Here is a 17769-nt window from a genome sequence, read left to right as displayed (position 1 = left end):
ATATCCGCTTATCATGCTGCTGTCAGCATCAACTCTTAAGCAATCAGAGCAAAACCTTTAGCCTGAATTACTCTGATGGTGATGCACTTGGTTAATCAACCACATAGCTTGTGCAATACCGGGTTCACATTGTGCTGCACTTGTTGAATTCTTGCTGCGCGTTTACATTCAAAACCACTGACTGGATATTGCTTATTCCAGGCTTGCATTAACTGTCGTTGACTCGCGCTCATCTTATATTTGGGGTAACTCGCTTCCATATATAAGTAACTTCTGGCAATTTGTCCGCGCGCAGACTCCGGAGGCTGAACCTTGCGATTTTTGATCCGCATATCACAAGAGCCAAAACTGGAAGCATTACTGCTAAGTAGAGTGAAGTTATAATTAGAGCGACTGGCATTCACCGCACCAATCGCTGGGAACAAATTATACAGATCAGCCTGCATCAAACGGTACTCAGCATTAACCTTTTCAGCACATTTTCGCCCTTTATAGGCTTTGCCCTTTGAGTTAACACACAAAGGATGACCTTCCCGCCACGCCACAAAACTACGGCCAAAATTTTCTGCTGGCACCACGTGCTCAGTTTCGTATTTAGCCAAGCGATTTTTATATTTTGGACTTGAGAAACCTCGATCCAGCGTCAATTTGCGTTGACTATCAAACCGAGCTTCACAATACAGGGTCTTCCTGTCGGAAGGCTCAACATAGACCTTTTCAAGTAATAAGCGCTTTGCCTTACTAAATGACTCTATGGTGAGATTACCATCGGCAAACACCGAGCTAGAAACAAGTAGTAGCAGCCACCATACAAAAGGGCGAAAAAGGGAGAAATATCGATTCAAGGCTTGGTTATCTTATGGTCACGAGTTGGCGGGCTAACAATCCACCGCTATTGGCAATGATGAGCCCAAATTTAATCATTAAATGATATAAATTTTATACGGTTTATTCCACAAAATGTCGCATAAAACTAAGGCGATGAAACCACAACCCAGTTGATAAAACCAACAATAATAGCAATAACCACAACTTAATCTAAAAAATGAGACCCTTTATTAAGCTCGAACAGTCACCATTTGCGCAACTAAACATGAATAATCACCACAAAATGTGCTTAATCACGGTCTAGCTGGCAGTTTAAAGAGACTAGCGGTTTGCAGCGCTTAAACGGTGGAGTACACTAGCGAGCTATGCAAATACAACGCAAATACAATTAAAAAGGACGAATTGATGAAGCTACATGCTGCGCTTAAAACCATGCTGCTTTCCGCTGCAATGATCTGTATCCCCCTTCAAGCGAAACAGGTATATGTTGCCACCACCGCCATTGTTGAACACCCAGCCTTAGACGCCGTACGCGATGGCGTGAAAGAATACTTGGCAGAAAATGGCTACAGCGGTGATGCACTTAAATTCACCTATGAAAGCGCCCAAGGTCAACCAGCAATTGCTTCGCAAATTGCTCGTAAAATGGTAGGCGACCAACCCGATGTCATCGTGGCCATCGCCACCCCCTCAGCGCAAGCCGCAGTGAGTGCCAGTAAAAACATTCCGGTGGTATTTTCGGTAGTCACCGACCCAATTGGTGCAAAAGTTGTCCCTAGCCTAATCAAACCCGGTGGCAATGTGACTGGCCTAAGCGACATGGTTAACGTTCAACAACAGCTCGAACTAATCAAAGAATTTATGCCTAATATCAAACGCTTGGGCATTCCTTTCAATCCAGGCGAAGCGAACTCTGTGGCAATTGTAAAAGCGATGACCGAAGCCGCTGCTGCCATGGGTATCGAAGTGATCGAATCGGCTGCACCTAAATCTTCAGACGTGATGATCGCCAGCAAACAGCTTGTGGGTAAAGCTGATGCCATCTACTGCTCCACCGACAACACCATTATTAGCGCCTTTGAATCGGTAGTAAAAGTAGGGATCGATGCAAAAATCCCAGTATTTGCCGCAGATACAGCTTCGGTAGAACGAGGTGCGGTTGCAGCTGTCGGTTATAACTACGCCGACTTAGGCCATCAAACTGGTGAAATTGTACTACGCATCTTGCAAGGCGAAAAACCTGGCAACATCGATGTAAAAATGGCCGAAGGCACCGATCTTTATGTGAACCCTAAAATCGCCCAACGCATGGGGATTGAGGTTCCAGCGAGTGTGCTTAAGCGCGCCAATAAGATCTTCAAATAATAAGGCCATATAATGTCAATGTTTGCATTTTTAGGCACCCTTGAAATCGGCTTTATCTTCGGGTTGGTCGCCATCGGTGTTTATTTGACTTTCCGCATTTTAGACTTTCCCGATCTCACCGTAGACGGTAGTTTTACCTTAGGTGCGGCAGTCACCGCTTCACTGATTGTGATGGGGGTAAATGCCTACCTCGCCACACTCATTGGAACCCTTGCGGCAGCTTGTGCCGGTTTAGTTACGGCATGGCTCAACTTGCGTTTTAACATTTTACACTTGCTGGCCAGTATTCTTACCATGACCGCCCTATACACCATTAATCTGAGGGTGATGGGCAAACCAAATGTTGCCTTGATTATGGAACCAACGGTGCTCACACCTTTTGAAGGTTTGGGCCTGGATAACATGTATCTCAAGGTGATTTTTGTCGCAGTATGCGCGGTACTTGCTGGCATCGCTGTCGCTTGGTTTTTAAATACCCAATATGGCCTAGCCATGCGCGCAGTCGGGGCTAATCCCCGCATGGCACAAGCCAATGGGATAGTGGTGAAAGAAAAAGTCTATGTGGGCTTGGCATTATCCAATGGCTTAGTTGGCTTAGCGGGCGGCCTATTCGCCCAAACCAACGGCTTTGCTGATTCCACCATGGGCATTGGTACCATTGTGGTGGGTTTAGCGGCAGTGATTATTGGTCAATCCTTGTTTGCCAGCCGCTCAATGTTAGTGATTATATTGAGCTGTATTGTTGGCTCTTTACTTTATCGGGTGGCGGTATCGATGGCCTTAAACGCTGATTTCCTTGGCTTCACCGCCTCCGACTTAAACCTGATTACCGCGGTGTTAGTTGGACTTGCCTTAATCTTTCCGCAGTTACGTAACGAGTGGAAAGCCAAACGCGCCAAGGAGGCCAGCCAATGATCCTTTGTGAAAATTTACACGTTACCTTTAATCGCGGTTTACCCACCGAAAAACTGGCATTGAGGGGCATCGATTTAACCATTCCTCAAAGTCAATTTGTAACCGTGATTGGCTCTAACGGTGCAGGTAAGTCAACCTTGCTCAATGCCATTGCTGGAGACGTATCTTCCCACAAGGGCAAGATATTTTTCGATGAACGCAATGTGACTTCCCTACCAGCCACTGGACGCACCAAAGATATTGCCCGAGTATTTCAAGATCCCTTGGCCGGCACCTGTGGTACGCTCACGGTTGAAGAAAACATGGCTTTGGCTTACGGGAGGGGCAGTCGTGGCAAGCTGAGTACAGCGCTCAACTCATCCTTGCGCAAATTGTTTCGCGAGCAGTTGAGTCGTCTTAATCTAGGTCTAGAAAATCGCTTAGATGCCGAAATGGGTTTGTTATCGGGTGGTCAACGACAATCGGTAAGTTTGCTGATGTCGGCCTTGCAACCCAGCAGTATCCTGCTATTGGATGAACATACCGCGGCACTCGATCCAAAAACGGCGGCCTTGATCATGGATATATCTTCACAAATTATTGCCGAAAAGCAACTGACGGTGATGATGGTGACCCATTCGATGCGTCAAGCATTGGATTATGGCTCGCGCACCATCATGCTACATGAAGGCAAAATTGTGTTTGATTTATCTGGCGAGACCCGCGCTAACAGTGAAGTAAAAGACTTACTAGAACTGTTTGCCAAGGCGCGTAACGATGATACCGAGCTAGACGACGACAAGTTATTGTTAGGCAGCTAAGTTTGACGATTCATCGCGAAACTTAAACCAGCGAAGGGCCTTGGCGCTTCGCTGGCTGTTCCTCCAGCACTTATTCCCCTCCTTTTTCTATACGCTTCACCGATTAATCAACAATTGTTTCTTCACATTTGTTGAATCCTTTCTTTACACAAGTGTTCGCATGATTCAGTAGTCAATCATTGTTATTGATTGTCCGAGTCTACTGATACATAGTAAAAGTTTAATAATCAGTTAGTTGCTCGTTGTGTGACGAAGCAAGGAGGGAGAGTTTAATGAAAATATTAGGGCGACTGATATGGCTTGGTGGTGTCATTTGCCTGGCAAACTCAGTTTTAGAAATATGGCCCACAGCAATCGAAGCCGGGCATTATTTAGCCATTTCATGGTGTTCTATTGCGGCTGGGTATACTGTTTATCGTTCGACCTTAATTTATCAAACTGATCCGCACTCTTACTTTCGTTCATATAACTGGGTGGTGCTATTTATCTATCTGCTTATCATTGGCTTGCTTTCCATCCAAGGTCAATTGCGTTTCTTTTAATTACGCGGCTGTATAGCACCAATAGTTGCTAATCAATGTTCAACAAAAGATTTGCTTATTACCCATTGCTCAGGCAAAAAAAAGGACTGGCAAAGCCAGCCCAAGACTCAGGGAAATGAGTGTTTATGCAACTTGTTTTTGTTGTTCTTCATCACTACTAGGTGCAGTGAGTAAGTATTCAAAGGCCGCTAAAGAAGCTTTAGCACCTTCGCCCATAGCCACTACAATTTGCTTGTAAGGCACTGTAGACACATCACCGCAGGCATAGATCCCGGGGACCGAAGTTTGACATTTTTCATCAATTATAATCTCACCGCGCGCCGTGGTATCGACCACCGAGCTGACAAACTGACTGTTGGGTACCAGTCCAATCTGCACAAAAATGCCCTGTAAGTGCTGCTGCTGTACTTCACCACCGTCGCGTTCTTGATACTCAAGCGCGGTAACTTTACCGTTCTCTGCAAGCACCTGTTTGGTGGCAACATTACGCCGAATTTGAATATTTGCGGTAGCTTCTGCCTTATCTACCAACACTTGGTCTGCACGCAGTTCAGGCATAAATTCAAACACGGTGACCGATTTCACGATATTGGCTAAATCGAGTGCTGCTTCGATACCGGAGTTACCGCCACCAACCACTGCGACATCTTTGCCCTTAAAGAAGGGGCCATCACAGTGAGGACAGTAGGCCACGCCATTGCCGATGTTTTCTTTCTCACCCGGCACGCCCAGTTCACGCCAGCGAGCACCAGTGGCTAAAATAAGCGTTTTGGTTTCAATTTCTTCACCAGTGCTCAATAGCAACTTTTTACGATCCCCTAGATCTATCACCTCTGTGACTCGAATATGTTCTTTGGTGGTGATCTCGTAATCATTCATATGTGCTTGTAAGGCACCTGCAAGCTCAGGGCCGGTGGTTTTAGACACCGAAATTAAGTTTTCAATGCCCATAGTATCTTTTACCTGACCGCCCAAACGATCGGCAATTAAGGTCACTTTTAAGCCCTTGCGAGCACTGTAAATAGCGGCACTAGCACCCGCAGGGCCACCGCCAATCACCGTGACATCTTGTAAAGGAAGCGCCTCAGCAGCGCTGCCTTTAGCTGCCTCTGGGTATAAGGCTAACAACTTGTCTACTAGCTCGGCTGCATCCACCTTACCATTGGCAAATAATTCACCATTTAGGTAGACCGAGGGCACACCTTGAATGTCGCGAGTCTTAATTAAATCGGGGTATAAACCGCCATCAATCATTTCACTGCTAATATTCGGATTCAGCAGCGCAAATTGGTTTAATGCCTGAACCACTTCAGGACAGTTATGACAGCTTAGGCTAACAAAAACTTCAAAGTGTAATTTGTCTTTGATGTTGGCAATGGTCGACTTCAAACGCTCATCTAAGCGAATCGCCGTACCAGAACTATGTAAAATAGCCAACACCAAGGAATTAAATTCATGGCCGCCTGGAATACCTGAAAATTGAATACCAGTGGCTTCTCCATCTGCTTCAAGGGTAAAGCTAAGTGGGCTGCGAAGCTCGCCCTGGGTATCTCGCTGTTCAATGCTAAGCTGTTCGCTTACGCCACTGATCCCAGTAAGATAGTCCACTAATTCTTGTCGTTTACTATGCTGACCAGTTTGAATCACAAGATTCACGCTGTTTTGCATGGATGCCGTGTATTGTTTTAAAGCGTCTAAGATTTGTTGAGTAAGCACAATAAGTCTCCTGATGTTTGCGTCGTTAAGCCCTATTGGCTCAAGCAACAAATTCAATAATTATCAGGGCCGAACATCTGGCCCCGACTCGTCTTGATTCGCGAAGGCTGCGAATCATTACCATTAGATTTTGCCGACTAGGTCTAAAGATGGCGCAAGCGTCGCTTCACCTTCTTTCCATTTAGCTGGACATACTTCACCTGGGTGAGCAGCCACATATTGGGCAGCTTTCACTTTGCGCAGTAAGTCTTCAGCGTTACGGCCAATCCCTTCAGCAGTGATTTCTACCGCTTGGATGATGCCGTCAGGGTCAACGATGAAGGTACCACGGTCAGCTAAGCCTTGTGCTTCACGCATGACTTCAAAGTTACGTGTAATCGCGCCATTTGGGTCACCAATCATGGTGTATTGGATTTTACCAATGGTTTCTGAAGAATCGTGCCACGCTTTGTGCGTGAAGTGGGTATCGGTTGAAACCGAGTAAATTTCTACGCCACGAGATTGAAATTCGTCGTAGTAGTCAGCCACGTCGCCTAGCTCAGTTGGACAAACAAAGGTAAAGTCAGCTGGATAGAAGAAGAAGACCGCCCATTTGCCTTTTAGATCCGCGTCACTTACCTCGATGAATTCACCTTGTTTAAAAGCACTTGCGTTAAAAGGTTTGATTTCAGTGTTAATTACAGACATTTAATTTCTCCAGTCATAATGAGTTGTTATTAGTTAATTTGGTCTGCCGCCTTGGCAGTGAAGCTATAATGTCTCGGATCGAGCTTCGGTTACAGTTGGAAAAATTGAAGTTGACCTTCTGTTTTTTAGAACGCATATTGAATATTTGAAAATATAGTGAATCATCAAATCACTTGAAGGTCGCTGTATTGGTGACTCAAATTTTAAATAGAGAGCGGTATATCTATGATCTCCTTGAAGCAAATTCATTACGCGCTGGCCATTGAACAGCATTTGCATTTTAAGAATGCCGCCGATGCTTGCGCAGTCTCTCAATCGGCCTTAAGCACTGCCATCACCGATATGGAACGTAAACTTGGCTTTCAGGTATTTGAGCGAGACAACAAAAAAGTACTGGTCACCCCCTTGGGAAAACAACTACTAGAGAAAGCGCGAGCAATTTCATTGCAAATGGGCGACATCGGCAAACTAGTCGAGTCCACTCAAAACCCACTAAGCACGCCAATGTCGATTGGCGTGATCCCAACCATTGCGCCTTATCTGCTCCCCTTAGTATTGCCTTCGTTGCTGGAAACCTATCCACAGTTAGAACTCACCGTAATAGAGGATCAGTCTCAGCAATTGGTCTCGGAAGTCACTAACGGTAAGCTCGATGCTGCGATTTTAGCGCTTCCCTATCCATGTCAGAACTTATTGCACTTTCCATTCTGGCAAGAAGATTTTTATTGGATCGCCCATAAAGACAATAAAATGACCACCCAAGCCACAGTCAGAGCCAAAGAAATGCAACAATCTAATTTAATGTTGCTCAAAGAAGGGCATTGTTTAAAAGATCATGTACTGTCGGCCTGTAATATCTCATCAGATGCGGGCCATAGCCTCAGTGGCACCAGCCTAAATACGCTGATCGAATTAGTGGTTAGTAAAATGGGCACCACCTTGTTGCCACAAATGGCCTTAGAAAGCTTGGTACAACATCGCCCTTCTCTGGCCTCGGTGCGCCTCGATGAAAAAGGCCCCCATCGAGAAATCGCCTTTGTGGTACGCCCCAACTATCCTTCAGTAAATAACATCGAACGATTAGGCAGCTTTATGCACGATAAACTCACCAGTCATTTCCAACAGCATGAACGCTGTTGAACCGAGGCTCACAAATGACGTCCATCGATAAGCACAATCATTTCAACAAGGAAGAGACTGCTTTGCATAACGGGACAAATAATTCACTAGCAAGTGTCACACAAGCCGTAAAAATGAGAATGAAGAGAGCAGGTATACTGCAGCATACTGAAAATATGTGTTCATAACTCTTCCAATAAATGCAGTCTTAACTAACGGAATATAAAGCGTTTATGACCTATTTATTTCTATGTTTAATGTCCTTGCTGCTTGTTGTCAGCTTCGGTGCTTACCGAAAACTCAAACAGCAACAACTGCGTCAAGAAAGCATTCTCGCCAGCCTAGCTGAAGGTTTAATATTAACCAGCGAGCAGGGCCAGATCCTGTATATGAATCAACCATCTATTCATTTATTAAATATCAAGACGAAGGTCATTGGTCAGGCTATCAGCACGATTCTTCCCAACATTGAACACTTGGCAGCCAATCAAACACGTCAAAGCTATGGTTTGTTAGCCACAAATGAGCACTTAGAATTTGAACTGACACTCATCATTCAAGCCGACGGTAACCGTTTATATATACTCCACTCAGATCAATTGGGACAAGCACAACCAGAAGAAGTGGAACGTTTTAAACGTAGCCAATACTTTGCCCGCATCGGCACTTGGGACTGGGATGTGAATACCGAGCAACTGTATTGGTCGGATGCAATTTATGCCATGTTTGGTTATAAAGTCGACGAAATACAGCCTAGTTACCAATTATTTTGTAATTGTGTGCATCCCGAAGACCGAGAAAGAGTGAAAGCTGGTGAACAACGCTGCATCGAAACTGGCGAAAATCACGACGAAGAATATCGAGTGGTGTGGCCCGACGGCAGTATTCGCTGGGTCCGCGAAACGGGCAATGTGGTGAACGATAAAAATGGCAAAGTAGCAAAAATGATGGGGGTGGTACGTGATATCACCGAAGAGAAAAATGCCGAAAATGAGTTAATGAAGTTGGCGCATATCGATACCTTAACCGGTTTACCAAATCGACTTGAGTTAGAAGAAAAGTTAGCCAAAGCCATCAACCAAGCCAAAGCTGAACAGAGTCGCGTTGCGCTGATTTTCATCGATTTAAATAAATTTAAAGACATTAATGATAACTATGGTCATCACCGCGGCGACCAAGTATTAACCGCAACCGCCAACAGATTACGCCATACCTTAAGAAAAACCGACTTTATCGCTCGCATTGGTGGTGACGAATTTGTCATGATTTTACAAGGATTAGAACTCTGCACCGAGCCCCCTCAAGAAGCGGAGCTGATGGCAATCAAAGTTCTCAACAAATTATCTAAACCCATCGAAGTTGCAGCCACATCCCACGAGATTGGCGCAAGTTTAGGAATTGCGCTATTCCCCGACCATGCTAACAATATGGATGAATTATTACACATCGCCGATCAAGCCATGTATCAAGCGAAACGTCGTGGCAAAAATAAATTTCAATTTGGCAGCAAACACGAGTCGCTGCCTTTGCAAGATGAGAACTAATGGCTAAAGTTAGCAGAATGGAAGACGCCAATCTATTCAGAGCTCCCAAGCATGCTAGCATGCTTCCGTTCGGCTTATCCCTCAACAATCACAAACATAAATAAATGTAGGCCAGTGCAGTTCCTAGAGAGAGGGGATCCTCAAAGCTAGTCAGAGTACATAGAATACGCCATCTCCAGTATTGCTGACTGCTAAAGTCAGCCAGATATTCCACCGATCCTAAACCAACAAGACTCCAAACCACAGTCAAAAAAACCAACAAGCAAGCATAAACTCTATATTTTTATTTACATTTTACTTACATCCCCAAGCAATGTTAGATTTTTACTTAGATAGACAGCACAACACACTATAGAAAGCTACTCACAAGGATGTTTCGTCATGTCTCAAGCTCGCTGTAATTCCTATTATTCGGCAACCATCAAACATGAAACCAACTACCCCATATTGACAGGGGAATTAAGCGTAGATATTGCAATTATTGGCGGCGGCTTTACGGGGATAGCGACAGCACTAGAGCTTGCCGAAAAAGGCTATAAAGTGGCGCTAGTTGAAGCCAATAAAATTGGCTGGGGAGCCAGCGGACGTAACGGCGGTCAAGTCACCGGCAGTCTGTCTGGGGATCAAGCCATGACCAAGCAATTGCGTCATCAGATTGGCGAAGAAGCCGAAAAATACGTCTGGAACTTACGCTGGCGAGGTCACCAAATCATTCAAGATCGGGTCGCTAAATACGGCATAGATTGCGACCTAAAATATGGCCACCTGCAAACGGCTTATAAACCCGCTCATCTCCCTGAATTGCAAGCTATGTTTCAACAGGCAGAACAACGCGGAATGGGCGACGATATGCAATTATTGAATGCCGAACAGATCCCCGACTATTTGGGCTCGTCGATTTATCACGGCGGCCTCTTAAACAAACGGAACATGCACCTACATTCACTCAATCTGTGTATCGGCGAAGCACATGCTGCTGCAAACTTAGGCGTACAGATATTCGAACACAGTAAAGTACTTGAGATTATTGAAGCAGAGCCCTGCACGGTGGTCTGTGAGCAGGGACGGATCAACGCCGACTCGGTGCTAATTGCCGGTAACGCTTATCATCACCTAGCCCGTAAACAGCTGCGAGGATTGCTGTTTCCAGCCTCCTTAGGCAATATGGCAACCGTGCCACTCGGTGACCAGTTAGCGAAGTTGATAAATCCGCATGATGTCGCCGTATACGATTGTCGTTTTGTTCTTGATTACTATCGTTTAACCGCAGATAAGCGGCTGATGTTTGGTGGTGGAACCAACTATTCTGGACGAGACTCAAAAAGTGTTGCCGCTGAGCTAAGGCCAGCCTTGGAGCATACTTTCCCCCGCTTAAAAGGCATTGATATCGAGTTTGAGTGGACTGGTACTGCGGGTATCGTGCTCAATCGAATACCACAGTTAGGCAAAGTATCACCTCATGTATTTTATTGCCAAGGCTACTCCGGACATGGGCTTGCCACCTCCCATATCATGGGTGAAATCATGGCTAACGCGATCAGTGGTCATTTAAGCGAATTTGACGCCTTTAGTGCCATGAAACAATTTCGGATCCCACTCAACGAGTGGTTTGGCAATCAAGCTTTAGCCATCGGTATGCTGTACTACAAAATGTTGGAGCATTATCGCTAAATTACAAACTTCGCCGCAGGCGATAAATATCAAGTAACGCGACCAGCCAACATGCCCCTAAGAGCAGCGTTGCAATATTTAACATCACTGCATCGCTTCCCGTAGGAGCTTGAGTCACCAACTTGGCAATCGTAGCTGCATCCAAAGGCACACTCCCATTAAGAATTTGCTCGCTCACTTGCGTTGCTCTCTGAATTGCCTGACGGCTCAAATAATAAAAAGCAGCAAGCGCGAGCCCTAGTAATACACTGCCACTCAAATATTTTTTTAAGTAGTAATGGCCCAAACCTGGAAAAATCAAAGCCGACCACAGCAGGGCCTTTGTCGTTTTTTTCACGGTTCCTCTCACTCATGATAATGCGTATAAAAAACCAATGACTTAGTTAGTCACTTTCCAATTCGAAACTCGCTGATAGATCATGCCACATGCCTTTAAGGCCCGGCTGATTAAACCTTGCTGACGCAGTTCCCCCAAGTCCTTTTTGTAAGGCGGTAAAAACAACCTTTCCTTGAGGATGGCGCTTGGAGACCATGGGTGGAGAGAGCCTTTCAGCACAACTTTTACAGCTCGAACAGGAACCAATCGAATACCCACCTTTGGGAAAACCATAGTTGAACAGAAAAATCATAAAACGTTGATAATTAATGATAATACGTTGATAATTAATCATAATCACTGCGATAGAGAGCGACTCAACAAACATTCCACTCACGATGATCTGCGAACTTTCAAACCTAAGGTTTACAATTTAAACGATTCTTCCGCCTTCGCACAGGACGTATTGCTGGCAATACCTAAACAAATGACGATTGATGAATCAAATCTTACCTGGCAGATAATTAAAATCCTATCCGGATAACCAGAAGCTCATATTGCAAAAAAATAAACGACCGACCGAAAAACAAGAGAAAACGAAAATCGTCATCACTATCTTACAGCTCAAGATGTGTCTTAGAAGGGAGCATATCAAGCGATTCGCGCTATAGTCGGTAACGCGAATCTCTGGAACTAACAAGATACTTTAGGCCGCACAACTTAGCGAACTTCAGCCTTAACAGGCTTAACTCGGCCAGTCAAAGCCCGCAACTGCCGCGGCACAACTTGTCCCAACATCAACAAACATGGAGTGAGGATCAAAGTTAATAAGGTCGCAAAAGTTAAGCCTCCAGCCACCGCAGTGGCCAACTGAGACCACCATTGTGATGACGGCGCACCAAATTGAATGCTTCGCTCAAACAGATCGATGTTCAGCTGCAACACCATCGGCATTAAACCCAAGATCGTGGTGATAGTCGTTAACATCACTGGCCGTAAACGTTGAGCGCCCGTCCGCATAATCGACTCCTGCACAGGCAGCCCCTGGGCACGCAACACGTTATAGGTATCAATCAATACGATATTATTGTTTACCACAATCCCGGCAAGGGTAATCACCCCTATGCCACTCATGATAATGCCAAAGGCTTGCCCTGCTATTAACAAGCCAAGTAATACTCCCACGGTGGAAAATAACACCGCAGAGAGGATCAAAAATGCCTGATAAAAACTATTGAACTGAGTAATCAAAATCAGCGCCATTACAAATAAGGCGACCACAAAAGCTTTCACTAAAAACTCCATGCTTTCTTGTTGATCTTCATTCTGACCCCGCACCCGGATATCGACCAAAGGATCGAGCTGCAATTGCTCCAATTGCTTTCGTAATTTAGGTAATTCTAAACTTAAGTTCTGCCCTTCCGCCATATCTGCACTCACGGTAAGCACTTGTCGGCCATCGACCTTATTGATCACGTCTTGCTTGGGCTTCGCTTCCAAAGACACAAAATTGGTCATCGGAACAAGACCATAGGCGGTTTTTACCCGCAACTCACTTAAACGACTAATGCTACGATTTTCTTCAGGGAAGCGTACTCTTATCTCCAGTTCATCATCAACATCATCGGGGCGGTATTCACCAATGTTCAAACCATTGGTCACAAACTGAACGGTATTACCCAGGAGAGTCACATCCGCACCAAACCGTGCGGCCTTAGCGCGATCCACCTTCAGCTGCCATTCAATACCTGGCTTGGTGCTCGAATCTTCGGCGTTCACCAGATGTGGATTATTATCAATCAGTGCACGGATCTTTTTCGCCATGGGGGCTAAACGTTCTGGAAAACGCGAACTCAATTCCAACTGAATATCCTTGCCTACGGGTGGACCCGCCTTGTCTTGAGGAAATTCAATTTCTAAACCCGCCAAGGGGGCTAGGCGAGCCTGCATATCGGCAATCACCTCCTCCGCCGGCCGACGTTGATCCCAATCTTTTAGGTTCACCCGGATATTACCCAGTTGATCGCCACCAACCTTATTGTAGAGCGTATCGTAATCTTCAATATCGATGATCCGACGCTCGACTCTTTTCATGATTTCCAGCTTTTCATCAGTCGAGAAATCACCATAAGAGCGAACAATAATATTAAAGCCCACGGGTTCAACCTTGGGAAAATCCTCGAAACCTTTACCGGCTCGCACATAAGTAAAGAGCACCACCCCAGCAATTACAATACTCAATAATAAAACCCGCCAAGGCGCACTTACCGCCTTGTTTAATATTCGTAAGTACCAGCCAGTCATGCCTGCGAGTTGCTGCCATTTCCCGAGGTCTGCATTAATCAATGCTTGCTGTTGTTGATGACTCAAGCTGCGCGGGCGACCAAAGATGTTGCCTAAAGAAGGCACAAAAATTAATGCCATCACCAATGATGCACTCAGCGTCGCAATCAAGGTCAACGGTAAATATCCCATAAACTGTCCCCTAATTCCTGGCCAAGCCAGCAAGGGGGCAAACGCCGCAAGAGTGGTAGCGGTGGAAGCAATGATCGGCCAAGCCATGCGTTGCGATGCCAAAGAATAAGCTTGATGACGCGGAACCCCCTCACTCATTTGCCGATCGGCAAACTCGGTAACCACAATGGCACCATCCACCAGCATCCCTACCGCCATGATCAGTGAAAACAGCACCACCATATTAATGGTGAGCCCACCCAGTGACAGAACCAAGATCCCAGCCAGAAAAGAACCCGGAATAGCAATCCCCACCAGCAGTGCCGAACGCAAACCCATCACCGCGATAATCACCACCACCACCAACAATACTGCCGACAAAATATTATTTTGCAGGTCCGACAACATGGTCCGAATATCTTTTGATTGATCGCCAGCATAGTCCACCACCACCGAATCAGGCCATAGCTTGCGCTCTTCGGCAATCAGGGTTTTCACTTGCTCGATGGTTTCGATCAAGTTTTCACCGGGACGTTTACTAACCTCCAAGGAGATGGTTGGTTTTCCATTAACCCGGGCATAACTGCTCGCATCCTTAAAAGTACGTCGAGCGCTGGCAACATCGCCAAAAGTTACGATGCGATCACCATCCACCTTAATTGGTAAATCGATCAAATCCTTCACAGTTTCGAACACCGAAGGAACTTTCACTGAAAAACGGCCACTTCCCGTATCTAAAGTCCCAGCGGTCACTAAACGATTATTCCGACTCACCAAGGAACCAATATCGGCCTGATCCAAGCCATAGGACTCCATCAGCAAAGGATCGACGATTACTTCCAAAAAATCTTCGCGATCGCCACCAATGTTCACTTCCAGCACCTGTTTCATCGCTTCCATTCGATCTTGCAAGTCACGAGCAATGCTTAACAAGGCTCGTTGTGGCAAGTCTCCCGATAACAATACAGTGACCGCTGGCTGTTCGGTCGCAAGCGTAACTTGATGAACTTCAGGCTCTTCCCCCCCATCGGGCAGGTTCGGTTTGGCTTCGTCGACTTTCGCCCGCACATCGGCTAAAGCTTGGTCAATCTCAACCCCAACCACAAACTCTAAAGCGACCGAAGCGAAGCCTTCACTGGCAACTGCCTTCATTTCTTTGATACCTTCTAAACCCTGTAAAGCTTGCTCCATAGGCCGCAGCAATAAGCGCTCGGCATCTTCGGGTGAAATGCCGTCATGCGGGATAGAAACATAAATAAACGGGATCTCAACGTCGGGATCCGACTCTTTAGGAATGTTGATATAAGTGACGGTGCCACTAATAAATAAAAATACCAACAAGCAGATCACCGTACGAGTGCGTGACAGTATGGCCTCGATAAAGCTATGCATTAGTTTGCCTCCGGTTGCGCCAACGACTCAAGCTGAGAGACCGCTTCTACTTTATCTCCTGCACTCACAAACCCTTGGCCCAGCACTATCACCTCATTATCACCGCTAAAACCCGATAGCCAAGCACCATCAGGATCTGAGCGAACTAGCTGAGCAGGAACAAACTGCACCACTGAGTCGCGCACCGTTTTCACCCCAAGGTTGCCCTCATCATCTAGCGCTAATACCGCTGGACTCACCTTTATCGCCTCCACTTCAAGCAAAGGAAAACGCACACTCGCACTCACCCCAGCCTTTAAAAGATGCTGCTGATTATCAATTAATACCTCAACTTTAAAAGTATGGGTATTGGGATTAGAAATACTGGCGATGAAATCGATAAGCCCTTCTACCTGTTCGCCGGTAACCAAGCTCACATGCGCCCTTTGACCAAGCTGCAACAACCCGATATCGCGCTCGGACACATCGGTGCGCACACGAAGTTGTTGGGTATCGGCTAAGCGAAGAATAGGATCGCCAATCGACAAATAGGCACCTTGCTCAACTATATTTTCATCAAAAATTCCATCATAAGGTGCCAGCAATAGAGTATTGTCGATGGCTAAGGTGAGGGTTTTCACCATCGATTGGGCATCAACCAGAGAAGCCTTCGCTTCGGCGACTCGCGCTTTCCCTTGAAAGCCCTTTTTACTTAAAGCTTTGACACCCTCGTATTCAATCCGGCGCTGTTCTAATAAGGCTTCAGCGCGCAATAACTGAGAACGGCGATCTTGAATATCGAGGCGAGCCAAGGCTTGTCCTTGTTTCACTGGTCGGCCCTCATCCACTAAAAACTCAAGCAGCCGACCCGAGATCTCTGCAGAAATAGTACTCTGACGACTAGCTTCAGTTTGTCCATATAGCAACAAGTTCCGCTCGATGCGCTGAGCTTGAAAGGTTTTAACCAAGACTCGAGTCAGTTGATGTGTCGTTTGTTCAATGGGAGGCTGCGGATTGTCGTTGCCCTGCTCCCAATTAGAGACTTGACCAGAAAACATCCATAGCGCAACGATGCCAACAATCACAATAGAAAGCCAATAAGGACGAGCGGCCAAAAAACCCTTTACGCCTGTAGACACAATCAAATACTCCCTGTCTTTGGTCTAAATAGGCTCAAAGTATACAAGTAAGTATTGACTAGGGCATTATTTGATGCACAGAGCTGACAAAATCAATACAAGCCTTGGCTTGGCTTGTAAAACAAAAAAGCCACCTAAAGGTGGCTTAATCAAAAAATAAGCAATCGGTTAAATTATTTCTAGCGAACTTAAATGCTAAATGAAGAACCACAGCCGCAAGTTGCGCTGGCATTCGGATTATTGACTAAGAAACGAGAACCTTCTAAACCCGATGTAAAATCGACAACGCCACCCACTAAGTATTGTAAACTCATCGAGTCGACAACCATAGAGACCCCTTGTTTCTCCACTAAGGTATCCCCTTCGTTGACTTTTTCATCGAAGGTAAAGCCATAGGAAAAGCCCGAGCAACCGCCGCCGGTAACATAAACGCGTAGCATCAAGGCAGGATTCTCTTCTTCCGCGACCAACTCTTTGACACGCAATGCCGCGGCATCGGTAAATTGAATTGGAAACGCGACCTGTTCAGTTACAGCTTGTTCTGACACGGTGTATTCCTTAAATATATAAGCTAAGCCAGATTATCCAATACCCGAGTAATTTATTCAAGTATTACCCAAAGATGGCCAGTTTTCTTGGTATAATATTTCCGCCGCCTTATTCCAACGATCGCCCTTCAGTTTAGCCTTTAACTCAACTCGCTCGGCTAAAAAGCCTACTGGCAGTTTAATCTCGGTATTTAGTTCCTGAAAATAACGAAACTTAAAACTTAAGGGTTCGGGCGTGGTTTGTAAATCAGCTAAGCTATATTGGTTCGGCAACTGATCTTGACTACCCACCACCACCAACTCCACCTCACCACTTAACCAACGCTTATTACGCGACACCTGCATTAATAACAACTGCACTCGAAAGTAACCAGGACTTAATGTGGGTTCGATATGCAGCTGCTCAATTTTCAAGCCACCAGCTTGTTGCTCGGGTGCCATAATTTTTCGGTAAACCATCAGCTCTTGGTTTAAGTCGGAATTTTCGGCGTTGCGTTCACTTAGACTTTGTTTTAACGACGCAATTTCTGCAAGGCTAGTATCTTGCTCTAAACTCAAGAGTGCTAGGCGTTGTTGTAATATTGCTTGGCTATCTAAAGCTACACTCAACTGCTGTTGTAACTGCGCACTGAGTTGGTCCTTTTGCTCCGCCACCACCGACACACCATAAACACAGGTAAGTGCTAATACACCAACCAAACTAACCACAACCAACTTAGGCTTAAGCACGAAAAACTCACTGAACAATAAAAAC

16 protein-coding genes are annotated in these 17769 nt (G+C 45.7%); 7 read left to right on the top strand and 9 right to left on the bottom strand.

Annotated features, from left to right (window positions below):
* Positions 1–95: 95 nt before the first annotated feature.
* The gene (locus tag ACRRS1_RS03445) at positions 96–845 is read right to left on the bottom strand and encodes an endonuclease (protein WP_432464356.1); all 750 of its coding nucleotides are present in this window, start codon (positions 843–845) and stop codon (positions 96–98) included.
* 388 nt (positions 846–1233) lie between these two features.
* Here ACRRS1_RS03445 and ACRRS1_RS03440 point away from each other — a divergent pair, with 388 nt between their 5' ends.
* The 4 genes from ACRRS1_RS03440 (at position 1234) to ACRRS1_RS03425 (ending at position 4450) form a co-directional block, all read left to right on the top strand.
* Positions 1234–2193: an ABC transporter substrate-binding protein gene (locus tag ACRRS1_RS03440; RefSeq protein WP_432460899.1), complete on the top strand. Its 960-nt coding sequence runs from the start codon at positions 1234–1236 to the stop codon at positions 2191–2193.
* A gap of 12 nt (positions 2194–2205) precedes the next feature.
* On the top strand, positions 2206–3108 hold the full coding sequence (locus ACRRS1_RS03435; RefSeq protein ID WP_432454554.1) for an ABC transporter permease: 903 nt from the start codon (positions 2206–2208) through the stop codon (positions 3106–3108).
* Positions 3105–3908, top strand: a complete 804-nt coding sequence (locus ACRRS1_RS03430; RefSeq protein ID WP_432454555.1) for an ABC transporter ATP-binding protein — start codon at positions 3105–3107, stop codon at positions 3906–3908. The genes ACRRS1_RS03435 and ACRRS1_RS03430 overlap by 4 nt, the downstream gene beginning before the upstream one ends.
* Positions 3909–4180: 272 nt before the next feature.
* Entirely contained in the window at positions 4181–4450 is a 270-nt protein-coding gene (locus ACRRS1_RS03425) for a hypothetical protein (RefSeq protein ID WP_432454556.1), read from the top strand.
* Between the two features lie 123 nt (positions 4451–4573).
* On the opposite strand, the gene ahpF is transcribed toward ACRRS1_RS03425, so the two are convergent.
* Both ahpF and ahpC read right to left on the bottom strand, forming a co-directional pair.
* On the bottom strand, positions 4574–6166 hold the full coding sequence (gene ahpF, locus ACRRS1_RS03420) for an alkyl hydroperoxide reductase subunit F (RefSeq protein WP_432468398.1): 1593 nt from the start codon (positions 6164–6166) through the stop codon (positions 4574–4576).
* A 123-nt stretch (positions 6167–6289) separates the two neighbouring features.
* Entirely contained in the window at positions 6290–6853 is a 564-nt protein-coding gene (gene ahpC, locus ACRRS1_RS03415; RefSeq protein ID WP_432454558.1) for an alkyl hydroperoxide reductase subunit C, read from the bottom strand.
* A gap of 225 nt (positions 6854–7078) precedes the next feature.
* On the opposite strand from ahpC, the gene ACRRS1_RS03410 reads away from it, so the two are divergent.
* The 3 genes from ACRRS1_RS03410 (at position 7079) to ACRRS1_RS03400 (ending at position 11187) form a co-directional block, all read left to right on the top strand.
* Complete coding sequence (locus ACRRS1_RS03410; RefSeq protein ID WP_432454559.1) at positions 7079–7993, top strand: hydrogen peroxide-inducible genes activator; 915 nt, start codon at positions 7079–7081, stop codon at positions 7991–7993.
* Positions 7994–8205: 212 nt separating this feature from the next.
* Complete coding sequence (locus tag ACRRS1_RS03405; protein ID WP_432468400.1) at positions 8206–9516, top strand: diguanylate cyclase domain-containing protein; 1311 nt, start codon at positions 8206–8208, stop codon at positions 9514–9516.
* Positions 9517–9897: 381 nt separating this feature from the next.
* A complete protein-coding gene (locus ACRRS1_RS03400) occupies positions 9898–11187 on the top strand; it encodes an NAD(P)/FAD-dependent oxidoreductase (protein WP_432460894.1) in 1290 nt (429 codons plus the stop codon).
* A 1-nt stretch (position 11188) separates the two neighbouring features.
* Here ACRRS1_RS03400 and ACRRS1_RS03395 read toward each other — a convergent pair whose 3' ends face one another.
* The 6 genes from ACRRS1_RS03395 to ACRRS1_RS03370 form a co-directional block, all read right to left on the bottom strand.
* Positions 11189–11524 carry a hypothetical protein gene (locus tag ACRRS1_RS03395; RefSeq protein WP_432454562.1) on the bottom strand — a complete coding sequence of 112 codons (336 nt, stop codon included), beginning with the start codon at positions 11522–11524 and terminating at the stop codon, positions 11189–11191.
* A gap of 46 nt (positions 11525–11570) precedes the next feature.
* Complete coding sequence (locus ACRRS1_RS03390; protein ID WP_432468402.1) at positions 11571–11900, bottom strand: hypothetical protein; 330 nt, start codon at positions 11898–11900, stop codon at positions 11571–11573.
* Between the two features lie 323 nt (positions 11901–12223).
* Entirely contained in the window at positions 12224–15349 is a 3126-nt protein-coding gene (locus tag ACRRS1_RS03385; protein ID WP_432468403.1) for an efflux RND transporter permease subunit, read from the bottom strand.
* Positions 15349–16467: an efflux RND transporter periplasmic adaptor subunit gene (locus tag ACRRS1_RS03380; protein ID WP_432454565.1), complete on the bottom strand. Its 1119-nt coding sequence runs from the start codon at positions 16465–16467 to the stop codon at positions 15349–15351. Before ACRRS1_RS03380 ends, ACRRS1_RS03385 begins: the two co-directional genes overlap by 1 nt.
* Before the next feature lie 188 nt (positions 16468–16655).
* Positions 16656–17015: an iron-sulfur cluster insertion protein ErpA gene (gene erpA, locus ACRRS1_RS03375; RefSeq protein ID WP_432454566.1), complete on the bottom strand. Its 360-nt coding sequence runs from the start codon at positions 17013–17015 to the stop codon at positions 16656–16658.
* Between the two features lie 57 nt (positions 17016–17072).
* Entirely contained in the window at positions 17073–17744 is a 672-nt protein-coding gene (locus ACRRS1_RS03370) for a DUF6776 family protein (RefSeq protein ID WP_432468404.1), read from the bottom strand.
* Positions 17745–17769 lie beyond the last annotated feature (25 nt).

Source organism: Agarivorans sp. Z349TD_8 (assembly GCF_050870825.2).
Lineage (GTDB): Bacteria > Pseudomonadota > Gammaproteobacteria > Enterobacterales > Celerinatantimonadaceae > Agarivorans.
Note: the sequence above shows the minus strand (reverse complement) of the source record. Positions and strands in the feature narration are given on the sequence as shown.